Raw genomic sequence first — 22,855 nt, forward strand, 5'->3', positions numbered from 1 at the left:
GCTCAGCCTCCGTGCGCTTCAAGAACGGAACGGATCGATTCCATTGCAGAGACCAGCCGACGCGACACGTCGCGGTTGGCTTCTTCCAATCCGTTGGCGCGGCCTTCGGCGCGATCGAGCGCGGCAGCGAGTTCGGAGCGGTCCTCCCCCAGCCGCTGCAGATCTTCCTGCAGCGCATTCAGCGAACGGTCACTGTCCAGCCTCCGGCCGACCGCCGTCTCCAGGTGTCCCAGAGCCGTCGTCAAGCGCGCCAAGGCCGCTTCCAGTGAATGGCTCTGCCCCGAGCCGTAATCCGCCATCCGCTTTGATCCACCTTCACAGCCAGTCGGGAGAGGGCCCGGCTGCGCAACGCCCATTGTCACGGCCTTCGATCCAAGGCAGCACCCATGCCGCGCAAACGATCTCCACCGACAGCGACCGTTCGAGACACGAAATGAGGCTCGACACCCGAGACATATCCGGCGAAAGCACGGATTGCCACCAAGCGCGCAAAAACTAAAGCAAACTGCGAGCGCACCGCAATAAGGTCATGAACGAACTTAACGCTTTTGAATTCGCTTGCCGCCGCATTCGTAACTTTACGCAAGGCCCGAATCCGCCGTCAATGGCGCAATCGCGGGGTTTTCCGGGTTCTCCCCTGCCCTTACCCATGCGTTAGGGATTTCTTCGCCTTTGTTGACAGGACCAAGGTTCCTGTTATTTGTCGGGCGCCCTAAACCGGCCTCCCAAGGCTGCCCGGACAAGTCAGGCTGCCCGGTGTGCTCCGCCCCTCCGGACCGCCATGGCAGCCGGACTGCGAGTCGCGCGGGTGGTGGCCGGGAGGACGCGAACCTCTCAAGCCGGCGTTGCACGCCGCTTCCTAAGCAACGGGATGAACATGACCGATCTCGAAAAGCACCACCGGATGGCCAATGCGATCCGTTTCCTGGCCATGGACGCGGTGGAAAAGGCCAAGTCCGGTCACCCCGGCCTGCCAATGGGCGCGGCTGACATCGCCACTGTGCTTTTCACGCAAGTTCTGAAGTTCGACCCGACCGCACCACACTGGGCCGACCGTGACCGCTTCGTGCTGTCTGCCGGCCATGGCTCGATGCTGCTCTATGCCACGCTCTATCTGCTGGGCTATGAGGACTTCCCGCTCGACCAGATCAAGAAGTTCCGCCAGATCGGTGCCCGCACCGCCGGTCACCCGGAGTTCGGCCACGGCGCCGGCATCGAGACGACCACCGGTCCGCTCGGCCAGGGTCTCGCCAATGCCGTCGGCATGGCCATTGCCGAGAAGCTGCAGGCTGCCCGTTTCGGCGAGGCGCTGGTCGACCACTACACCTACGTTCTGGCCGGTGACGGCTGCCTGATGGAAGGCATCAGCCAGGAAGCCCTGACGCTGGCCGGCCACCTGAAGCTGAACAAGCTGATCGTGATCTGGGACGACAACGGCATCTCCATCGACGGCAAGATCGATGTGACCGATTCCACCGACCAGATCGCCCGCTTCGAAGCCTCAAAGTGGAACACCATCCGCGTCGACGGCCATGATCCGGTTGCCCTCGCCGCCGCCTTCCGCAAGGCGCAGGACAGCGACCGCCCGACCCTGATCGCCGCCAAGACCGTGATCGGTTTCGGCTCGCCGACCAAGGCCGGCACCGCCAAGGTGCACGGCTCGCCGCTCGGCGCCGACGAGATCGCGGCCACCCGCAAGGCGCTGAACTGGTCGCACGAACCGTTCGAGATCCCGAGCGACGTGCTGGACGCCTGGCGCATTGCCGGCCTGCGCTCCGCCCACGCCCACAAGGACTGGGAAAAGCGCTTTGCCGCTGCGGACGCAGAAACCCGTGCCGAGTTCGAGCGCCGCAACCGCGGTGACCTGCCGGCGGCCCTGAAGCCGGCGCTGATGGCCTACAAGCAGAAGCTGGCCGACGAGCGCCCGACGCTCGCCACCCGCCAGGCGTCGGAAAACGTGCTCACCGTCATCAACGAGGTGGTTCCGGAAACCATCGGCGGCTCCGCCGATCTCACCGGTTCCAACAACACCAAGACGGCCCAGACCAAGCCGGTCACCCCGGATGACTTCTCCGGCCGCTACATCCACTGGGGCATCCGCGAGCACGGCATGGCCGCCGCGATGAACGGCATGGCGCTGCATGGCGGCATGATCCCCTATTCCGGCACATTCCTCGTGTTCGCCGACTATTGCCGCCCGTCGCTGCGCCTCGCAGCCCTGATGGAACAGCGCGTCATCCACGTGATGACCCACGATTCCATTGGCCTTGGCGAAGACGGCCCGACGCACCAGCCGGTCGAGCACTATGCCTCGCTGCGCGCCATCCCGAACCTCAACTTCTTCCGTCCGGCCGATGTGACCGAGACGCTGGAGTGCTGGCAGCTGGCCTTGACTGCCTCGAAGACCCCGTCCGTTCTGGCTCTGACCCGTCAGGGTCTGGTTGCCCAGCGCAAGACCTTCGAGGAAGAGAACCTCTGCGCCCGCGGCGCCTATGTTCTGGCCGACACGGACGAGACCGCAGACGTGACGATCTTCGCCTCCGGCTCGGAAGTCGAGATTGCCATGGACGCCCGCGCCAAGCTGGAAGCCGAAGGCGTTTCCGCCCGTGTTGTTTCGGTGCCGTGTTTCGAGCTGTTCGAACTGCAGTCGACCGACTACCAGGCCGCCGTCATCGGCACGTCCAAGGTCAAGATCGCGGTCGAGGCCGGCATCCGCATGGGCTGGGACCGCTTCATCGGCAATGACGGCGTGTTCGTCGGAATGACCGGCTTCGGCGCCTCGGGCCCCTACAAGGAACTCTACGCCCACTTCGGCATCACGGCGGACGCCGTGGCGGCTGCGGCAAAGGCGGGTCTGGCCGCCTGAGGCTGACTGCATCACAGGTTGACTGACGTGCCCGCTTCAACGTGGGCACGTCCCTCATGCGGGGTGGAGCCCTCCATCCCTCGGACTGCCGGCCCGGTCGCGGGACCGGTAACTGCGCGCCTGACAGAATGGCGCCATGCTTGCTCGGGAGTGTCTCATGGTGACGAAGGTTTCTATCAATGGCTTTGGCCGCATCGGCCGCAATGTGCTGCGCGCGATTGTCGAATCCGGCCGCACTGACATTGAAGTCGTGCACATCAATGACCTGGGCCCGGTTGAGACCAACGCGCATCTGCTGCGCTATGACTCGGTCCATGGCAAGTTCCCCGCGACCGTGACGGTCGAAGGTGACAGCATCCGCATCAATGGCGGCAACCCGATCAAGGTCACCGCGATCCGCGATCCGAAAGATCTGCCGCACGCAGCCCTTGGCGTTGATGTCGCCATGGAATGCACGGGCATTTTCACCGACAAGCCGAAGGCCGAAGCGCATCTGGCCGCCGGCGCCAAGCGCGTGCTGGTCTCCGCTCCGTCCAATGGCGCTGACAAGACCATCGTGTTCGGCGTCAACCACGAAGCGCTGACCGCGACCGACATGGTCGTCTCCAACGCTTCCTGCACCACCAACTGCCTGGCTCCTGTCGCCTATGTCCTCAATGCCGCCATCGGCATCGAGAAGGGCTTCATGACCACCATTCACTCCTACACCGGTGACCAGCCGACCCTGGACACCATGCACAAGGACCTGTACCGCGCCCGCGCTGCCGCGATGTCGATGATCCCGACCTCGACCGGTGCCGCCAAGGCCGTCGGCCTCGTGCTGCCGGAACTGAACGGCAAGCTGGACGGCGTGTCCGTGCGCGTGCCGACCCCGAATGTCTCGGTCGTGGACTTCAAGTTCATCGCCAAGCGCGCCACCACCGTCGAAGAAGTCAACGGCGCCATCCGTGATGCTGCCAACGGCCGCCTCAAGGGCATCCTCGGCTTCACCGACGAGCCGCTGGTGTCCATCGACTTCAACCATGACAGCCACTCGTCCATCTTCCACATGGACCAGACCAAGGTCATGGACGGCACCCTGGTGCGCGTCATGAGCTGGTACGACAACGAGTGGGGCTTCTCCAACCGCATGTCGGACACCGCTGTGGCGCTGGCCAAGCTGATCTGATAGCTTTACCCTAAAGGGGTAAGTTCATGGACGACGCATCGAAGCCGGTGGAAGACTTTAGGCAACTGGTTGATTTGATATCAGACCGGTTTCCCAATCTCCGCTGTCTTCGATGCAGCCATGACGGCTTTTATATGTCTCAAGATCTGTCCCCTCCTGGCTTCAGCTTCGGTGAAGTTCCGGATATAATACTGGCTTCAGAACGTGCGGGCATACGCCCTGTCACGACACTTGTTTGCAGGCGTTGCGGCCACATTGAGCAGCATCTGACCAAGATTTTGATCAACATGCTTCCAGAAAAGGGTGAATCCTGATGGCGAGCATTGTCCCCTTTCCAACGGGTAAGGAACCCCAGTCTGGAGGGGGATCAGGAGGAACGACGATGGAACAGCGTGTGGCTGCTCTCGAAGCGACCTGTTCCCGTATCGAGACGGCACTTTCCAGACTTGAGCCTGCAATCCGCCAGATTGCCGAGGACAATAAAGATTTCAAGAAAAGCCTGACCAGCCTTGAGGTCAATGCCGCCAAACTTGACGGCAGACTGTCAGGGATTGAGGGACGCCTTTCCGGACTGGCGGACAAACTTTCGGCAATGCCGACAATGTTTCAGCTGGTGCTTGCACTCGTCACCACGTGGGGAGCAGGAAGCGCCATTGTTTTCACCGTAATGAGATACGCTCAGCCATGACCTTCAAGACCATCGACGACATCAAGGATGCCGCCGGTAAGCGCGTCCTCGTCCGCGTTGACCTCAACGTCCCGATGAAGGACGGCAAGATCACCGACGACACGCGGATCCGCGCCGTTGCCCCGACGATCCGCGACCTGTCGGCCATGGGTGCCAAGGTGATCCTGCTCGCGCATTTCGGCCGTCCGAACGGCGAAGTAGTCGCCGACATGAGCCTTGCGCCGGTTGCCCCCGCCGTTGCCGCCGTCGTCGGCCGTCCGGTCGCCTTCGCCAGCGACTGCATCGGCGCCGCTGCTGCTGACGCCGTTGCCAAGCTCGGCAATGGCGACATCCTGCTGCTGGAGAACACCCGCTTCCACAAGGCGGAAGAAAAGAACGGCGCGGATTTCGCCAAGGCGCTGGCCGAAAACGGTGACGCATACGTCAACGATGCGTTCTCCGCCGCCCACCGCGCCCATGCCTCGACCGAAGGTCTGGCCCATCTGCTTCCGGCCTTCGCCGGCCGCTCCATGCAGGCCGAACTGACCGCTCTCAGCGCCGCGCTCGGCCAGCCGAAGCGTCCGGTTCTGGCAGTTGTCGGCGGCGCGAAGGTGTCCTCCAAGATCGACCTTCTCGAAAACCTCGTCGGCAAGGTTGACCTGCTCGTCATCGGCGGTGGCATGGCCAACACCTTCCTCGCAGCCAAGGGCGTCAACGTCGGCAAGTCCCTGTGCGAGCATGACCTCGCCGACACCGCACGCAAGATCATGGCCGCTGCCGAAAAGTCCGGCTGCGAGATCGTGCTGCCGGTGGATGCGGTCGTTGCCCGTGAGTTCAAGGCAGGCGCTGCCAACGAGACCGTCGGCCTGAACGCGATCCCGGCGGATGCAATGATGCTGGACGTGGGTGCGGCTTCGATTGCAACGGTCAAGACCAAGATCGACGGCGCCGCCACGCTGGTCTGGAACGGCCCGCTGGGTGCGTTCGAGATCGAGCCCTTCGACCGCGCCACGGTTGCCGCCGCCCAGCACGCGGCCGCCCGCACCATGGACGGCAAGCTGCTGTCCGTCGCCGGTGGCGGCGACACGGTCGCAGCGCTGAACCACGCCGGGGCAGCCGGCGATTTCTCCTATGTCTCGACGGCAGGCGGCGCCTTCCTCGAATGGCTGGAAGGCAAGGACCTGCCGGGCGTCAAGGCACTCGGCGCCTGAGCGGACGTTTTCTAGAGGCGGTCCATCGGGCCGCCTCTTTTTTTGGGGAGACTTCGATGTTGCCCAGCCCTTGTTCCGAGTCACCCCGGCCAAGCGTAGCGCGAGCCGGGGCCTACTCGCTTCCAGAGCCTTTTGACAACACGATGTACAGGAACGCTCGTATTGACGCGCTGATCCCACGCGTGAACCACCGCTCTGCGAACGAGTAGGCCCCGGGTCTCGCGTTGCTCGCCCGGGGTGACACCGGCGGGGCGATCAGCCGCCTCCCAAATGAGCCGAACCGCCTCGCTTTTTCGCCTTGGCTGGCTCATATATTTCAAGCGCCAAATTAAATCTGTTGCCAGAATTCGCTCAAGTTTCAGCATTTTAATTGATTTATGTCTTCAGGCCCCACCTTCCAAATCCGCAGTGTTTTGTTAGAACCACGCGAGCCTTTGACGCAGGGCGACAGCATGCTGGTGGACAGGCATACTGCCGACATCGCAAGTCGCCGGACGACGGGAGTTAATCATGGCACGTATTACGCTTCGCCAGCTGCTCGATCATGCTGCAGAGCATGACTATGGTGTACCGGCCTTCAACATCAACAACATGGAACAGGCGCTTTCGATCATGGAAGCGGCTGATGCCCTCGACGCGCCGGTGATCATCCAGGCTTCGCGCGGGGCCCGCTCCTACGCCCATGACGTGATGCTGAAGCACATGATGGACGCGGTCACGGAAATCTACCCGCACATCCCGGTCTGCGTGCATCTCGACCACGGCAACGAGCCGGCGACCTGCATGACCGCGATCCAGGCCGGCTTCACCTCAGTGATGATGGACGGCTCGCTGAAGGCCGACGGCAAGACCCCGGCTGACTGGGCCTACAACGTTGGCGTGACCAAGACCGTCACCGACATGGCGCATCTGGGCGGCATCTCCGTCGAGGGCGAACTCGGCGTGCTTGGCAGCCTGGAAAGCGGCATGGGCGAGGCGGAAGACGGCCATGGCGCCGAAGGCCAGCTCAGCCACGACCAGCTCCTAACCGATCCGGAAGAGGCGGTGAAGTTCGTGCGCGAGACCCGCGTCGACGCGCTGGCCATCGCCATGGGCACCAGCCACGGCGCCTACAAGTTCACCCGCAAACCGGACGGCGCGATCCTTGCCATGCATGTGATCGAGGAAATCCACCGCCGCCTGCCGGAAACCCACCTGGTCATGCACGGCTCCTCCTCGGTGCCGCAGGACCTGCAGGACATCATCAACCAGTACGGCGGCAAGATGCCCCAGACCTGGGGGGTGCCGATCGAGGAAATCCAGCGCGGCATCAAGAACGGCGTGCGCAAGATCAACATCGACACCGACAACCGCATGGCGATGACCGGCCAGATCCGCAAGATCCTGGCCGAGAACCCGGGCGAGTTCGATCCGCGCAAGTATCTGAAGCCGGCCCGCGACGCCATGACCAAGCTGTGCAAGCTGCGCCTCGAAGCCTTCAACACCGCCGGCCAGGCCTCCAAGATCAAGAAGGTCCTCACCCTCTCGGAAATGGCCGCCCGCTACAAGAGCGGCGCCCTCGACGCCAAGATCGCATAAGCGGTCAGCGCAAAGGTCAGACAGTCACGAAGGCCGGGGCACTGCTCCGGCTTTTTCGTTTTCTTTGCCAACGCGGCCACTCTGTCGTCATTCCGGACAAGGTGAGCGACAGCGAACCGCAGATCCGGAATCCAGCGCTTCTGTGCAAGCGTGAGCGAGCGCATATCGGATTTGGCGTTCCTGCAGCTACCGGGTCTGTTTTGTCGCGCTCCGCGCGGCTGATCTCTGGATTCCGGATCTGCGGTTCGCTGTCGCTCACCTTGTCCGGAATGACGGTTGCTGGTTCCGCGGTTGGCCGGCATTTGCGATGCGAGGACCTACCCTCACAGACGTTTTCGCTCGCCAACCGGTCCAAACGCAGAACCCGTGCTTGCGTCGTGCTTTTGCCGTCTTTAGGGACATAGCTATGTTCCATGCGCCCGAACGCCGGGCGCCAACTGACGGATGACGCCGTGAACCGCCCTCGCCTTTATCTGATTACTCCGCCGCAGTTTGACGTTGCCGAATTCCTGCCGCGCCTTGAAGATGCGCTGAGCGGCGGCGATGTCGCCTGCGTGCTCATCTACCAGCCGGACGCCAACAGCCGTGACCTGCAGGAGACGGCGGCCAAGCTGGTTCCGGTGATCCAGAAGGCAGGCGCGGCCGCCCTCGTCTATCGCGACACCCAGGTGGCCGGCCGCACCGGTGCCGATGGCGCGCATGTCGACACCACCTTTGAAGACATCAAGCTGGCGCTGGAAAGCCTGCAGCCTGCGCGGATTGTGGGCGCTGGCGGCACCAAGCTGAAGCACGAGGAAATGGAGATCGCTGAAGCCGGCGTCGACTATCTGATGCTCGGCCGCCTGGATCTGGAAGAACAAGCCGCCGCCCACGGCAAGACGCTGGAGCGGGCCGAGTGGTGGGCCGAACTGTTCTCTACCCCTTGCGTCGCGCTCGGCGGCAACGACCTTGCAACCCTCGACGAGACAGCAGCAACCGGCGCGGACTTCGTTGCCCTCAAGGATGCCGTCTGGCACCATCCGGACGGGCCGGCCGCCGCTGTTCGCGCGGCCAATGTGATTCTCGAGCAGCATCCCTTCGAAGAGGAAAGCTGATGGCAGTGCTGTTTGCGAAAACAGGTCCGACCGCCCGGTTGTCTGCCAACGCGCAGCCATACGACTGCGTGAAACTGCGGCGATTGCCGCTGCGGCACATGCTGGCAGCGGCGGTGATGACCGTTGCAACCCTGCCCGCCCTTGCGCAAACAGCAACGCCCCAGCCAAACCCTGCCCCGGACGCACCGGCTGCTTCTTCGACGCAGCAAGCGGAGCCGGGGGCCCCAGCACCTGAAGCCGGCACAACGCCCGCCCCGGGAGCGGCCACTACCCCGCCCCCGGCGGAGGGGTCGCCTGCCACTCCAGCCCCGGCGATCCCGCCGCTGCCGATGCTGCTCGACGCCGGAGCCCCTTTCATGGAGCCGGGCGAGCCAGTGACCGCTGACTTCGCCTATGGCGTGTTCCAGCGCGGCCTCTATCTGACCACCCTCGCCGTCGCCATGCCATTGGCCGAAGCGGGGGACAAGGCAGCCCAGACACTCGTCGGTGTGCTGCATGAGACCGGACTGGGCATCGCCCAGGACAAGACCAAGGCCGCCGAATGGTACCAGCTCGCCGCTGCAGCCGGAGACATGGGCGCTGCCTATCGGCTTGGCCAGATGTATCTGACCGGGGACGGCGTCGCGGCCGACAAGAAAAGAGCCGCCGACCTGTTCGAGAGCGCCGCTGGGGCCGGCAATCCAGCCGCCATGTACAATCTTGCCATCTTGTACCAGTCCGGCGAAGGCCGGCCCTACAATGAGGCTGAGGCCAATCGCCTGCTGCAGCAGGCAGCTGAGCTGGAGGATGTCGAGGCGCAATATGCGCTCGGCCTGCAGTTCCTGGAAGGCAACGAGACCGTTCGCGATCCGATCAAGGGCGCGAACTGGCTCGGCCGCGCCGCCCGGCGCGGGCATCTGTCGGCACAGGTTTACTACGGCATCCTGCGGTTCCAGGGGCGCGGCGTCGAGCCGGACGAAAAGGAGGCTGCCGACTGGTTCGAGCGCGCCGCCATCGCCGGCAATCCGGTTGGCATGAACCGCCTGGCCCGCATTTACGCCTTCGGCCGAGGGCGCGAGATTGATCCGGTCGAGGCGACCGCGTGGCATTATGTGGCCCGGGCCATCGGCCTTTCGGATCTGGAACTCGACGGCTACGTCGGATCGCTCGACAAGGAAACCGTCGACAAGGCCATGAAACGGGCAGAGGAATTAAGCGCCTCCCTGCTTCCGAAACAGCAGGATCCAGCCGCCGCGTCGCCCTGATCCGGCGTCTCCCTGGCTTTTTCCCTTGAATCCGGGGCCGATTTGTGGTGGACAGGCGGCTCGTCGGAACCGGCGTGGCTGCAAGGCCAGCGCAACGGCAGCCGCCCCGTATTCACGCCCCAAGCAATCGGTCGTCAAATGAAGATCAACGGTAACGAGATCAAGCCCGGCAACGTACTGCAGCACCAGGAAACGCTGTGGGCTGTGGTCAAGGTGGACCATGTCAAGCCAGGCAAGGGCGGCGCCTTCGCCCAGGTTGAAATGAAGAACCTCATCGACGGCCGCAAGCTCAACGAACGCTTCCGTTCGGAAGACAAGGTCGAGCGCGTTCGCCTGGAGCAGAAGGACTTCCAGTTCCTGTTCGTCCAGGAAGATGCCCTGATTTTCATGGACACCGAAACCTACGAGCAGCTTGAGCTGCAGAAGGATTTCGTTGGCGACCGCGCAGCCTTCCTGCAGGACGGCATGATGGTCACCGTGGAAATGCACGAAGAGCGCCCGATCGGCATCAACCTGCCGCAGTTCGTGACGCTGCAGATCACTGAAGCGGATGCCGTGGTGAAGGGCCAGACCCAGTCGTCGTCCTACAAGCCGGCCATCCTTGAAAACGGCGTGCGCGTGCTTGTTCCGCCGTTCATCACCGCCGGCGAAAAGATCATCGTCGACACCACCACCGTGGAGTATGTGCGCCGCGCCGAGTGACGCTGCCACTTTCCGGTTTCAATTTGTTCAGTGTTCAGCGCCATTCTGGCGCTGAACCAATTTAATCTGGCAGATCCCCATGGCACGTACAGCTATCCTCAACGTGATGGTCCAGGCAGCGATGAAGGCCGGTCGTGCCCTCGTGCGCGATTTCGGCGAAGTCGAAAACCTGCAGGTTTCCCGCAAGGGCCCGAGCGACTTTGTGTCCGCTGCCGACCGGCGCGCCGAGGAAGTCATCCGGGCCGAGCTGACCAAGGCGCGCCCCGGTTATGGCCTCCTGATGGAGGAGAGCGGGGAGATCGAAGGCGAGGACGGCCAGCACCGCTGGATCGTCGACCCGCTCGACGGCACCACCAACTTCCTGCACGGCATCCCGCTGTTCGCCATCTCGATCGCACTGGAACGCCAGGGCCAGATCGTTGCGGGCGTCATCTTCAATCCGGTCATGGACGAACTCTACACCTGCGAACGCGGGCGCGGCGTGTTCATGAACGACCGCCGCCTGCGCGTCGCCACCCGCTCCGCCCTGCCGGACTGCCTGATCGGCACCGGCCTGCCGTTCCTCGGCAAGGGCGACCACGGCCGGGCCCTGAAAGAACTGCGCTACGTCATGCCTGAAGTCGCCGGCATCCGCCGCTGCGGCGCCGCAGCACTCGACCTTGCCTTCGTGGCCTCCGGTCGCCTCGATGGCTTCTGGGAACACGGGCTCAATGCGTGGGATATTGCAGCCGGCCTTTTGATGGTGCGCGAGGCCGGCGGCTTCGTCAGCGACATCAACGGCAAGGACACCATGCTTGAAACCGGCTCGATCATTGCCGGCAACGAGTTCGTCCGCGGTCAGCTCTACAAGCTGCTGAAGAACGCCGCCGACTGAACCGGCACCGCCCTCCAGCCGCAGACAGCCATGGCAAACCGCCCGTCCGAACACTCGGGCGGGCATTTACCCGTGATTAACCTTTTGTCATCGCGCGATTAACGGTTTTCAACCGCTTTGAAATCGCGCTATCACAGGGGCCACCCGCAACAGGCGAAAGCTTGGCAGCTCATGGCCCGTGATTTCGACCCTTACAGCCTGTCCAGCCCGAAGGCATACCTGTCGATCATGATCATCTTCCTGGTGATCATCGCTTTCCTCGCCTTCATCCTGAACCAGCAGATCGCCGTCGCCTTCATGAGCAGCCCGGGCCTCAATGGCCTGATCGTGCTCGTCGGCGTCTTCGGCATCTTTCTGACCTTCGGCCGCGTCATTCGCCTGTTCCCGGAAATCCACTGGGTCAACGGCTTCCGGATTGGTGACCCTGGCATCGAGGTGCGCCGGCCTCCGGTGCTGCTGGCACCGATGGCAACGCTGCTGGGCAACAAGGTCGGCGAAATGGCGCTGACGCCGGCCACGGCCCGCTCGATCCTCGATTCCATCGGCATGCGTCTGGACGAAGCGCGCGAGATTGCCCGCTACATGACCGGGCTTCTGGTGTTCCTCGGCCTGCTCGGCACCTTCTGGGGCCTGTTGCAGACGGTGGGATCGGTCAGTTCCACAATCCAGTCGCTGGATGTCGGTTCGGGAGATGCCAATACCATCTTCAGCGACCTGAAGGCAGGCCTCGAAGCGCCGCTTTCGGGCATGGGCACCGCGTTCTCGTCCTCGCTGTTCGGCCTCACCGGCTCCCTGGTGCTCGGCTTTCTTGATCTGCAGGCCGGACAGGCGCAGAACCGGTTCTACACCGAGCTGGAAGACTGGCTGTCGACGGTGACCGCCATCGAGCCGGAAGACCGGACCGTGCAGGCCAGTGGCGCATCAGGTGATCTCGACAAGCTGCAGCTCACCCTCGAGCGGCTCAACCGGGCCATCGAGGAAGGCGGCGGCAAGGCGGCAAACCAGGCAATGGCGAACCTCGCCGAAGGCATCCAGGGCCTCGTCAAGCATGTGCGCTCCGAGCAGCAGATGATGCGCGAATGGTCCGAAACGCAATCGGCGCAGCAGAAGCGGATCGAAGCTCTGCTGACCTCCATCTCGGCCGCCTTCGACCGGGCCAAGGAGTAAGCCGATGGCCTCGTCGCGCGGGCGCCGGCGCGTCCAGGAGATGGACTACTGGCCAAGCTTCGTGGACGCCCTGACCACGCTGCTTCTGGTGCTGATTTTCCTGCTGTCCATCTTCATGGTGGCGCAGTTCTTCCTGAGCCAGCAACTCTCCGGCCGCGACAGTGTGCTGGCTCGCCTCAATGCCCAGATCAGCGAATTGACCGAACTGCTGGCGCTGGAACGCGCCTCCAGCGCTGAGCTGGAAACAACCATCGCAACATTGCAGAACAGCCTCGGCGACCTGACCGCTGATCGCGACCGGCTGTCCGGCCTGCTGGAAGCCCGCGACGGCGCCGCCGCCAGTGCTGGCGGCCAGCTGGCAACACTGGAAGGCGCGCTGGACGACGAGCGCCAGATCAGCCAGCGCGCGATGGCACAGGTCGAACTGCTCAACCAGCAGATTGCCGCCCTGCGCCGCCAGCTTGCCGCCGCCAATGCCGCGCTGGAAGCTTCTGAGTCCAAGGAGCAGGAAAGCCAGGCCAAGATCGCCAGCCTCGGCCGCCGCCTCAATGCGGCTCTGGTGCAGCGTGTGCAGGAACTGAACCGCTATCGTTCCGACTTCTTCGGTCGCCTGCGCGAGATCCTGTCGCAGCGCTCCGACATCCGGGTTGTCGGCGACCGGTTTGTGTTCCAGTCCGAGGTGCTGTTCGCTTCGGGAGCGGAAGACATCAATCCCAACGGCCGCGGGGAACTCGACAAGCTGGCCGAGGCGATCCTCGAACTGGAAAGCCAGATCCCGTCGGAGATCACCTGGGTGCTGCGCGTTGACGGCCACACCGACGCCGTTCCGCTCTCCGGAACGGGGCGGCTGCGCAACAACTGGGAACTGTCCGCCGCCCGCGCCATTTCCGTTGTCCGTTACCTGATCGAGAAGGGGGTGAGCCCGAAACGGCTTGTCGCAGCAGGCTTCGGCGAGTTCCAGCCGCTGGAGCCGGGTGACACGCCGGACATCAACGCCCGCAACCGCCGTATCGAGCTGAAGCTGACCGAGCGCTGAGTGGGATCTTGGACGCGCGTTGGACTCGGGCCCGCATTGCAGTGAAGCACCACGTCACCCCGGCCGAGCAACGCGAGAGCCGGGGCCTACTCGCTTGCAGAGCGTTGCAGCGATTGAATGTGAAGAATTTCTGCCGCGAAGGCGCATGACGCGCGGTCGCCCAATCAGTTGCCGCTCTGCGAACGAGTAGGCCCCGGGTCTCCGCTTCGCTCCGCCCGGGGTGACATCGGAGTAGATATCTGCAAACAAAAAAGGCCGCCGGAAACCAGCGGCCTTTTTGCATGTCGCGCGTCTGAACTGCTCAGAAGCGGAAGTCGTCCTCTTCCTCGTCCTCATCCTTGCGGGACTTCTTGAGCGAGTTGAGCTTGGCGAAGACGGCATCGGCATCGATTGCCTCTTCCTCTTCGCGCGGGCGGCGATCACGGGTGAAGGCAGCAGCGATCGCTTCGTCGCTGGTGGTCTCCTCGACCGGAGCAAGCAGTTCGCTGTAATCCGTCTCCGGACGCGGCGGGGCGTTCTTCGATGCGCGCTCGACCTCGAGATCCAGCTCGAGCTGGGAGCACAGACCCAGGGTCACCGGATCCGACGGGGTCAGGCTGCTGGAATTCCAGTGCGTACGGTCACGGATGGCCGCGATGGTCGGCTTGGTGGTACCGACCAGACGCATGATCTGCGCGTCCTTGAGTTCCGGGTGGTTGCGGACGAGCCAGAGGATCGCGTTCGGACGGTCCTGGCGACGCGACACCGGCGTGTAACGCGGGCCACGACGCTTGTTTTCCGGAACGACAACCTTCGAGCCCTGCAGCTTGAGCTGATAAGCCGGATCGCGTTGCGCCCGCTCGACCTCATCACGGCTGAGCTGGCCGGTGATGATCGGATCAAGACCCTTGATGCCCTGGGCCGCTTCGCCATCGGCGATGGCTTTCACTTCGAGCGGATGCAGTTTGCAGAAGGCTGCGATCTGCGTGAAACTCAGCGACGTGTTGTCGACGAGCCAGACGGCGGTCGCCTTCGGCATGAGCGGCGTGTTCGACATCGGCTAAAGTCCTCCTGGCGGCTCCCTCGCCTGGCCGGGCGAAAAAGCGATAGTGCGATGTGAATGATTGGAGATTGCCGACAATATACGTGGTGACGCCGGGAAACGCAAACACCGGCACGGCAGCCCATGCGTTTTTGTAACCGATTGGTCATCTTTTTTCAGCGCACGACGGTGGCCAACCGCCGCAGTCACCTGGATTCACCTGCTCAACTGACGGTCAGGACGATCTTGCCGATGTGGCCGGAGCTCTCCATCCGCAGATGCGCCTCGCTGGCCTGTTCGAACGGAAAGGTGGAATCCATCACCGGCTTGACCTGCCCCGATTCGATCAGCGGCCAGACTTTCTGCCTCAATGCCTCGGCAATTGCCGCCTTGAAGGCCCCATCGCGCGGACGCAAGGTCGACCCGGTATGCACCAGACGTTTGATCATCAACCGGTTGAAGTTGACCTGCTCGGCCGGCCCGTTGAGATTGGCAATCTGGCAAATCCGCCCCTCGACCGCAGCCGCCTGCCAGTTTTTCTCGACATAGTCCCCACCAACCATATCGAGAATGACATGCACGCCCTCCCCGGCGGTGATCCGGGCGATTTCAGCGACGAAATCATGGGTGTTGTAGTTGATCACATGGTCAGCGCCGAGCGTCCGGCAGGCGTCCGCCTTGGTGTCGCTCCCGACGGTGGTGAAGACCTCGGCGCCAAACGCCTTGGCGAGTTGGATGGCCGTCGTGCCGATGCCTGACGTGCCACCATGCACGAGGAAACGCTCGCCCGCCTTCAGGCCGACCCGGTCGAAGACATTGCTCCAGACCGTGAAGAAAGTCTCCGGCAGGGCGGCCGCCTCGACCATGCCGAGCCCGGCGGGAACAGGCAGCGCATGGCGGGCATCCACCGTCACATATTGAGCATACCCTCCACCTGCGACGAGCGCGGTGACTGCGTCACCGATGTTGTGGCCACTGACGCCGGGGCCGATGTCCGCGATCCAGCCAGATACCTCCAGACCAGGCAGGTCCGACGCGCCTTTCGGAGCTGGGTAAAGCCCCATGCGCTGGAGCACATCGGGACGATTCACCCCGGCGGCGGCAACCTTGATCAGGATCTCGCCGGCCTGCGCAACTGGAACATGCCGCTGCTCGGGTGCTAGGACATGCGGCCCTCCCGGCGCTGTGATGGCAATAGCGGTCATCATCTCGGGAAGGGTGGCCGGAATGCTGGTCATGCGTCATCTCCGCAAGTCGTGAGCGTGCCCCATCTAGCCTTCGCGCCGCGCCCGGGGCAAGCTTGCAGGAGAACCGAACAGAACATAAACGCAACGGCACAAGGGCTCACGCGAACGTGAAGAGACGCCCTTCCTTGCCGGCCATGGCCGGATCAGGCACCAGACACCGGATGAACAGGAGAAACGCTATGGAAGACCTCGAGCCACGGCTGCCCAGATCCGGGATGAATCCATGTGCCGGCGAAGACCTGTCGCGCCTGTCCGAAACCGAACTGACTGAACGAATTGACATTTTTGCGAAGGAGATCGCACGCCTGCAGGCCGAGCTGAGCAGACGGGATGGCGTCCGCGCAGCAGCGGAAGCACTTTTTGGAAAACCACCTAGTTAAAAACATCGATGCTCAAGTTGACCAGTATAGATTGACCCATTTTGGGTCAGGATTTACTTAGAATTTTAATCGTTTACCACTTATTAAGCTTTCCAAGAGATAACTGAGGGTATCCAGTCATCTGGATCTTGAGTGGCTCCTGTCCACTCTGTTTGACGCCTCCCTGTTAACGACTTCGAGCCGCGGACCCCGCGGCTCTTTTTTTTGCGCTCACGAACGGGTAAGGTTAAGTCAGGTTCAGAAGCTGGCTTGGCTTTCGATCCGGCATCCGGGACGGCAACTGGCACGGCAGTTGCTACTCAGGAACCAAATGGCCCAACCGTCCCGCTGCGGGACAGGAGGGTACAGGTTCCGGAAGGAGCCCGGTTTTCAGTAGAAGGCGTAAACCCATGACCGACGACTCCAAGAAGCTTTTTCCCGTGCCGGAAACAGTCAGTTTTGCCGACCGGCTTGCCGCATCGCAGAAGTTCCAGGCTTTGTTCCAGGAGGGCATGGCCCTCGTTGAGGAGACCGCCTGCTATCTGGATGGCGACGGCCGCTCCGAATCCAAGTCGCTCGACCGCCCGGCTTCACTGGCCTATGCGACCGAATCCATGCGCCTGACCACGCGCCTGATGCAGTTGGCCTCCTGGCTGTTGCTGCAGCGCGCCGTCAACGAAGGCGAAATGACCCCGATCCAGGCCGGCAGCGAGAAGAACAAGGTGCGCCTTGATCGCCTCAGTTCCTCGACCGGCGGCACTGCGTTCAATGACCTGCCGGAGCGCCTGCAGGACCTGGTCTTGCGCTCGGTCCGCCTGCAGGAACGGGTCCAGCATCTGGACGCCATGCTCTACCCGCGTGAAGACGCCGTGATCGAGGATGCGCCGGCCGAAAACCCGGTCGCCCAGCAGATCGACAAGCTGTTCGCCGCCTTCGGCCGCGCCAGCTGAACAAACACCCGACGGCCGGCTTCCAGTGCACGGATGGTTGACGCCTTCCCGTCCGTGCCGGGCCGGCCTGAAGGCTTGCCAGGAAACCCCTGGCAGCCACAATGGACCGAGGTCAGAGCGCCTTTGCCTGCTCCCTCAAGGCATATTTCTGGATCTTGCCCGTCGATGTCTTCGGAAGATCGCAGAACACAACGGTGCGCGGTGCCTTGAAATGGGCCATCCGCTGCCGGCAGAAGGCGATCAGGTCAGCTTCCGTAACAACTTCGCCGCCCTTCAGTTCCACAAAGGCACAGGGTGTCTCGCCCCATTTCTCATCCGGGCGGGCGACCACCGCCGCAGCCTGGACAGCCGGATGTTTGTAGAGAACGTCCTCGACCTCGATTGATGAAATGTTCTCGCCGCCGGAAATGATGATGTCCTTGGACCGGTCCTTGAGCTGGATATAGCCGTCCGGGTGCATAACGCCGAGATCCCCGCTGTGGAACCAGCCGCCGGCAAAGGCCTCCGCAGTGGCCTCTGGGTTCTTCAGGTAGCCCTTCATCACCACATTGCCGCGGAACATGACTTCGCCCAGCGTCTGGCCGTCGCGCGGAACCTCGGTCATGGTGACCGGGTCCATGACGGTCAGACCCTCGAGCGCAACATAGCGCACGCCCTGGCGCGCCTTCAGGGCCGCCCGGGCATCCGCAGCCAGATCGTCCCACTCGCCCTTCCAGTCATTGACCACAGCCGGCCCATAGACCTCGGTGAGGCCATAGAGATGCGTGACGTTGAAGCCGGCGTCCTGCATGGCAGCCAGCACCGATTCCGGCGGCGGCGCCGCGGCGGTGAAGAACTCGACCACGCGCGGCAGTGGCCGCTTGTCGATCTCCGGTGTTCCCAGCAGCGTCGACATGATAATCGGCGCACCGCACAGATGCGTCACGCCTTCGTCGGCAATCAGGTCCCAGATCGCCTTGGCCCGCACCCAGCGCAGGCACACATGGGTGCCGGCCACCACCGACAGGGACCAGGGGAAGCACCAGCCGTTGCAGTGGAACATCGGCAAGGTCCAGAGATAGACCGGATGCCGGCCCATCGCGGCTGTCAGGATGTTGGCCTGGGCCAGCAAATAGGCGCCACGGTGATGATAGACGACGCCCTTCGGATTGCCGGTTGTGCCAGATGTGTAGTTGAGCGCGATCGCATCCCATTCGTCGCCCGGCAGGGACCAGGCGAAATCCGGGTCGCCGGTTGCCAGCAGCTCGTCATAGTCCAGCGAGCCAAGCCTTTCGCCGGTCTGCGGATAGACCGGATCGGAGTAGTCGATGACGACCGGCTTCACCCGGGCCAGCGCCAGCGCCTGTTGCATCACCGGGGCGAACTCCCGGTCGGTGATCAGAACCTTCGTCTCGGCGTGATCGAGCTGGAAGGCGAGAACGGCCGCGTCCAGACGTGTGTTGAGCGAATGCAGCACGCCGCCGGCCATCGGCACGCCGTAGTGGGCCTCCAGCATCGGCGGCACATTGGGCAGCATCACCGTGACCGTATCGTTCTTGCCAATGCCAAGACGCGCCAGCACGGACGCAAGGCGCCGGCTGCGCGCAAGGAACTCGGCATAGGTCAGGCGCTGATGGCCATGCACCACGGCCGGACGATCCGGATAGATTTCAGCTGCCCGCGCAAGGAAACTCAAGGGACTGAGCGGTATATGGTTTGCTGCCGACCTTTCAAGGTCGCGGTCATAGGCGCTGGCATGCATGGTTGTTCCTCCCGGGTGTTGATGCCATCAAAGCGCTCCCGGGCCTGCCGCGCAATCCACCTTCAGGCTGATGTCAGCCGAACAGTCGGGTTACTCCGTCATAGACCAGCTTGACCCCGATCACGGTCATCGCCGCGTAGATGACACCGTAGAATGTCTGCGGCTTCACACGCTTCACCAGCCAGACACCTGCAAAGGTCGAAAGGGGTGCGAGCGGCAACAGCACGGCCGCAGTTGCCAGATTGCGCGCATCAAATTGGCCAAGATAGAAATAGGGCACCAGCTTCACCGCATTGATCGCGGAAAAGAAGATCACCGCCGTCCCGGCAAACAGGGACGGAGCCAGGCGCAACGGCACCATGTAGAGCTGGAATGGCGGTCCCCCGGTGTGGCTGACAAAACTGGTGAAGCCGGCCACGGCGCCCCAGAAGGCACCGGCCAGCGGGCGGTGGCCACGCGGCGCGTCACTGCCCTGCCGCTTTGGCCGAAACCGCTCGCCAACGAACAGCAGGCACAACAGGCCGACCAGCAGCGTCACATGGGCATCCTCGACAAGCGATGCCGTGGCCCAGCCGACGCCGACACCGGCAATGCCGGCAGGCAGCAGCAGGACCAGCGAGCGCCGGTCATAGACACCGCGATAGGCAAACAGCCCGATCAGGTCCATCACGACCAGGATCGGCAGCAGGATGCCCGCCGCCTGCACCGGCGGAATGGCCAGCGCCATCAGCGGAACCGCAAGCATGCCGATGGAGCCGCCGAAGCCCCCCTTCGACAGGCCGGCCAGCATCACAGCCGGCACGGCCAGGGCATAAAACAGCGGGTCAGCCAAGGGCAGCATGAGAGAGGGTCCGGAGCAGGGCAGGAACGTCGACAGATCAATCCTTGCAGCATATCCAAAGGGGTTACGTAAAGGCCCGCCCCTGCGAATGTCTTAGGGCATCAGCCTTTTTTGCCCCTTGCATCGCGCCGGGACGCGGCACACTCTGGATCAAACACAAGGATGCCGCTCGGGAAGGTCCCAAAGAACACCTCCGAGACAGGCCCGGACGGTCCCGGGAGGACAACATTCATATGAGCAGCCGTTACCACGCAATCTACGCTGCCTGGCAAGCGGACCCGGACGCATTCTGGGCCGAGGCAGCAAAGGGGATCGACTGGTTCCATCCCCATGACAAGGTGTTCGACCCGGAGCTTGGCGTCTACGGCCGCTGGTTCCCCGGCGCCACGACCAACACATGCCACAACTGCCTCGACCGACACGTCGAACAAGGACGGGCGGATCAGGCCGCATTGATCTACGACAGCCCCATCACCCAGGCCCGGCGCACCTACAGCTACAAAGAATTGCTCGACCAAGTTCAGGCCATGGCAGTTGTCATGGCCGATCGTGGCATCGGCAAGGGCGACCGGGTCATCCTCTACATGCCCATGATCCCCGAGGCCGTGATGGCAATGCTCGCCTGCGCACGCCTCGGGGCGATCCATTCGGTGGTCTTTGGCGGTTTTGCCGCGCACGAACTGGCCACCCGCATCGATGACGCGACCCCGAAGGCGATCATTTGCGCCTCCTGCGGTCTCGAACCGGGCCGCACCATTGCCTACAAGCCCCTGGTGGACGCTGCCATCGATCTGGCCGCCCACAAGCCGGACAATGTCCTCGTCATCCAGCGCCCGCAGTTCGCCGCAAACCTTGACCGGCCCGGCGACGTTGATCTCGGCGTCGAAATGGGCAAGGCGCTGGCTGAGGGGCGCAAGGTGCCTTGCACCCTCGTCGAGGCGACAGATCCGCTTTATATCCTCTACACCTCCGGCACCACCGGCCAGCCCAAGGGCGTCGTGCGCGATACCGGCGGCCACATGGTGGCGCTGAAATGGTCGATGGAAAACCTCTACGGCGTCGCCCCCGGAGAGGTGTTCTGGGCCGCGTCGGATGTCGGCTGGGTCGTCGGTCATTCCTACATCGTCTACGCCCCGCTGCTCCATGGCTGCACCACAGTGGTCTTCGAGGGCAAGCCGGTGGGAACACCGGACGCCGGCGTGTTCTGGCGCGTGATCGCTGACCACAAGGTGGTCGCGCTGTTCACCGCACCAACCGCCTTCCGCGCCATCAAGAAGGAAGACCCGAACGGCCGGTTCATCAGCGACTACGACCTCAGCCACTTCCGCACCCTGTTCCTGGCCGGCGAACGCGCCGACCCTGACACGATCCGCTGGGCGGAGGAAAGGTTGCAGGTGCCCGTCATTGACCACTGGTGGCAGACCGAGACCGGCTGGGCCATCGTCGGCAATCCCGTCGGGCTTGGGCAATTGCCGGTCAAGCACGGGTCCCCGACCGTGGCCATGCCGGGCTACGACGTGCGCGTGCTGGACGATGCCGGCCACCCCCTGCCCGCCGGCACCCTCGGCAACATTGTCGTCAAGTTGCCCTTGCCGCCCGGCTGCCTGCCAACACTCTGGAACGCAGACGCACGGTTCCGCTCGGCCTATCTCGACGAGTTTCCCGGCTACTACAAGACGGCGGATGCGGGCGTGATCGATGCGGACGGCTATCTCTCGATCATGGCGCGCACCGATGACATCATCAATGTTGCCGGGCACCGGCTTTCAACAGGCGCCATGGAGGAGGTCCTGTCCGGCCATCCGGACGTGGCCGAATGCGCCGTCATCGGCATTGCGGACCAGCTCAAGGGCCAGCTGCCCTGCGGCTTTGTCGTGCTGAAATCAGGCGTCAACCGAAGCCATGCGGACATCGAGGCCGAACTCGTCAAGCGCGTCCGCGATCTCATCGGACCTGTCGCGGCCTTCAAGATCGCCATCACCGTCGACCGATTGCCAAAGACCCGCTCCGGCAAGATCCTGCGCGGCACCATGCGTCAGATTGCCGACGGTCAGGACTACCGCATGCCGGCCACCATCGATGATCCGGCGATCCTGACGGAAATCGAGGCCGCCTTGAATGCCTATGGGGTCAGGACGAAGGCCTGAGGACACAGTTCGGCGGGCCATCGACAGGCCTGCCGCTTGACCCTATTGTTCCGGCGAAGCCGCATTGCGGCTCCCGCCCCGAACCCTGGTCAACTGCGAGGAAATCCCCTTGTCCCTCACCAACAAGGTCGCCATCATCACCGGCGCAGCCCGTGGCATCGGCTTTGCCATTGCCAAACGCTTCCTGAACGACGGTGCCAAGGTCGTGATCGCCGACGTGGACGATGAGGCCGGCGAAGCCGCCGTCGAGCAACTCAAGGGCCTTGGCGAGATCATTTATGTCAGCTGCAACGTCGCCGAGAAGCTGGACGTGCGCAATCTCGTCGCCGAAACGCTGAATGCCTTTGGCGACATCGATGTCCTCGTCAACAACGCCGGCATTGCCGTTGGCGCTGACTTCCTGACCCTGGAAGAGGCCGACTTCGACCGCGTGCTGCAGGTCAACCTGAAAGGCGCGTTTCTGGTCTCCCAGGCCGTTGCCCGCCACATGGTGGAGAAGGTGCAGGCCGGTGGCGCGCCCGGCGCCATCGTCAACATGTCCTCGGTCAATGCCGTCCTGGCGATCCCGTCGCAGATCCCCTATTGCGTCTCGAAGGGCGGCATGTCGCAGCTGACCAAGGCGACCGCATTGGCGCTCGCCCCGCATGGCATCCGCGTCAACGCCATCGGCCCCGGCTCGATCATGACCGACATGCTGGCCTCGGTGAACTCGGACAAGGCAGCGCGCAACCGCATCCTGTCGCGCACGCCGCTGAGCCGGGTGGGCGAGCCATCCGAGATCGCATCGGTTGCCGCGTTCCTGGCATCGGATGACGCCTCTTACATCACCGGCCAGACGATTTTTGCCGACGGTGGCCGCATGCCGCTGAACTACACGGTCGCCGTTCCGGACGCAGACTGACATCTACACAAGCCTGATGCCGCAGCCGATTTCAGCCGAAA

21 protein-coding genes are annotated in these 22,855 nt (G+C 63.3%); 16 read left to right on the forward strand and 5 right to left on the reverse strand.

The annotated features are described in order from the left end of the window. Positions 1-2 precede the first annotated feature (2 nt). Positions 3-299 carry a DUF4164 domain-containing protein gene (locus ACTIFE_RS16785; RefSeq protein WP_106751436.1) on the reverse strand — a complete coding sequence of 99 codons (297 nt, stop codon included), beginning with the start codon at positions 297-299 and terminating at the stop codon, positions 3-5. Between the two features lie 578 nt (positions 300-877). Here ACTIFE_RS16785 and tkt point away from each other — a divergent pair. The 12 genes from tkt (at position 878) to ACTIFE_RS16845 (ending at position 13,607) form a co-directional block, all read left to right on the forward strand. Next, entirely contained in the window at positions 878-2,866 is a 1,989-nt protein-coding gene (gene tkt, locus ACTIFE_RS16790) for a transketolase (RefSeq protein WP_439530314.1), read from the forward strand. Between the two features lie 157 nt (positions 2,867-3,023). After that, a complete protein-coding gene (gene gap, locus ACTIFE_RS16795) occupies positions 3,024-4,034 on the forward strand; it encodes a type I glyceraldehyde-3-phosphate dehydrogenase (protein WP_439530315.1) in 1,011 nt (336 codons plus the stop codon). A gap of 26 nt (positions 4,035-4,060) precedes the next feature. After that, entirely contained in the window at positions 4,061-4,348 is a 288-nt protein-coding gene (locus tag ACTIFE_RS16800) for a hypothetical protein (RefSeq protein WP_157757112.1), read from the forward strand. 68 nt (positions 4,349-4,416) lie between these two features. After that, a complete protein-coding gene (locus ACTIFE_RS16805; protein WP_439530316.1) occupies positions 4,417-4,722 on the forward strand; it encodes a ribonuclease in 306 nt (101 codons plus the stop codon). After that, positions 4,719-5,912 (forward strand): phosphoglycerate kinase, encoded by a 1,194-nt coding sequence (locus ACTIFE_RS16810; RefSeq protein ID WP_439530317.1) that lies wholly within the window; start codon positions 4,719-4,721, stop codon positions 5,910-5,912. Before ACTIFE_RS16805 ends, ACTIFE_RS16810 begins: the two co-directional genes overlap by 4 nt. 510 nt (positions 5,913-6,422) lie before the next feature. Further along, positions 6,423-7,490, forward strand: a complete 1,068-nt coding sequence (gene fba / locus ACTIFE_RS16815) for a class II fructose-bisphosphate aldolase (protein WP_439530318.1) — start codon at positions 6,423-6,425, stop codon at positions 7,488-7,490. Positions 7,491-7,942: 452 nt separating this feature from the next. Next, the gene (locus tag ACTIFE_RS16820) at positions 7,943-8,584 is read left to right on the forward strand and encodes a thiamine phosphate synthase (protein WP_439530319.1); all 642 of its coding nucleotides are present in this window, start codon (positions 7,943-7,945) and stop codon (positions 8,582-8,584) included. Continuing rightward, a complete protein-coding gene (locus ACTIFE_RS16825) occupies positions 8,584-9,828 on the forward strand; it encodes a tetratricopeptide repeat protein (RefSeq protein ID WP_439530320.1) in 1,245 nt (414 codons plus the stop codon). The genes ACTIFE_RS16820 and ACTIFE_RS16825 overlap by 1 nt, the downstream gene beginning before the upstream one ends. Before the next feature lie 138 nt (positions 9,829-9,966). Further along, a complete protein-coding gene (gene efp / locus ACTIFE_RS16830; protein WP_439530321.1) occupies positions 9,967-10,530 on the forward strand; it encodes an elongation factor P in 564 nt (187 codons plus the stop codon). 79 nt (positions 10,531-10,609) lie between these two features. After that, positions 10,610-11,404 carry an inositol monophosphatase family protein gene (locus tag ACTIFE_RS16835; RefSeq protein WP_439530322.1) on the forward strand — a complete coding sequence of 265 codons (795 nt, stop codon included), beginning with the start codon at positions 10,610-10,612 and terminating at the stop codon, positions 11,402-11,404. Positions 11,405-11,575: 171 nt separating this feature from the next. After that, positions 11,576-12,571, forward strand: a complete 996-nt coding sequence (locus tag ACTIFE_RS16840; protein WP_439530323.1) for a flagellar motor protein MotA — start codon at positions 11,576-11,578, stop codon at positions 12,569-12,571. A gap of 4 nt (positions 12,572-12,575) precedes the next feature. Next, positions 12,576-13,607: a peptidoglycan -binding protein gene (locus tag ACTIFE_RS16845; protein WP_439530324.1), complete on the forward strand. Its 1,032-nt coding sequence runs from the start codon at positions 12,576-12,578 to the stop codon at positions 13,605-13,607. Positions 13,608-13,908: 301 nt separating this feature from the next. On the opposite strand, the gene ACTIFE_RS16850 is transcribed toward ACTIFE_RS16845, so the two are convergent. Continuing rightward, a complete protein-coding gene (locus tag ACTIFE_RS16850; protein WP_439530325.1) occupies positions 13,909-14,643 on the reverse strand; it encodes a DUF1013 domain-containing protein in 735 nt (244 codons plus the stop codon). Between the two features lie 209 nt (positions 14,644-14,852). Then, a complete protein-coding gene (locus ACTIFE_RS16855) occupies positions 14,853-15,866 on the reverse strand; it encodes an NAD(P)H-quinone oxidoreductase (protein WP_439530326.1) in 1,014 nt (337 codons plus the stop codon). Positions 15,867-16,054: 188 nt separating this feature from the next. On the opposite strand from ACTIFE_RS16855, the gene ACTIFE_RS16860 reads away from it, so the two are divergent. Both ACTIFE_RS16860 and rcdA read left to right on the forward strand, forming a co-directional pair. After that, the gene (locus ACTIFE_RS16860; RefSeq protein ID WP_439530327.1) at positions 16,055-16,255 is read left to right on the forward strand and encodes a DUF1192 family protein; all 201 of its coding nucleotides are present in this window, start codon (positions 16,055-16,057) and stop codon (positions 16,253-16,255) included. Positions 16,256-16,644: 389 nt separating this feature from the next. Further along, positions 16,645-17,184, forward strand: a complete 540-nt coding sequence (rcdA, locus tag ACTIFE_RS16865) for a protease adaptor protein RcdA (protein ID WP_439530328.1) — start codon at positions 16,645-16,647, stop codon at positions 17,182-17,184. Between the two features lie 112 nt (positions 17,185-17,296). On the opposite strand, the gene ACTIFE_RS16870 is transcribed toward rcdA, so the two are convergent. Further along, positions 17,297-18,925 (reverse strand): acyl-CoA synthetase, encoded by a 1,629-nt coding sequence (locus ACTIFE_RS16870; protein WP_439530329.1) that lies wholly within the window; start codon positions 18,923-18,925, stop codon positions 17,297-17,299. A gap of 73 nt (positions 18,926-18,998) precedes the next feature. Beyond that, positions 18,999-19,766 (reverse strand): sulfite exporter TauE/SafE family protein, encoded by a 768-nt coding sequence (locus ACTIFE_RS16875; protein WP_439530330.1) that lies wholly within the window; start codon positions 19,764-19,766, stop codon positions 18,999-19,001. Positions 19,767-19,999: 233 nt separating this feature from the next. On the opposite strand from ACTIFE_RS16875, the gene ACTIFE_RS16880 reads away from it, so the two are divergent. Both ACTIFE_RS16880 and ACTIFE_RS16885 read left to right on the forward strand, forming a co-directional pair. Continuing rightward, positions 20,000-21,913, forward strand: coding sequence for a propionyl-CoA synthetase (locus ACTIFE_RS16880; RefSeq protein WP_439530331.1), 1,914 nt, complete (start codon positions 20,000-20,002; stop codon positions 21,911-21,913). Positions 21,914-22,022: 109 nt separating this feature from the next. Continuing rightward, a complete protein-coding gene (locus tag ACTIFE_RS16885; protein WP_439530332.1) occupies positions 22,023-22,814 on the forward strand; it encodes an SDR family NAD(P)-dependent oxidoreductase in 792 nt (263 codons plus the stop codon). The last annotated feature ends 41 nt before the right edge of the window (positions 22,815-22,855 follow it).

It is taken from the genome of Pannonibacter sp. (assembly GCF_051860505.1).
Lineage (GTDB): Bacteria > Pseudomonadota > Alphaproteobacteria > Rhizobiales > Stappiaceae > Pannonibacter.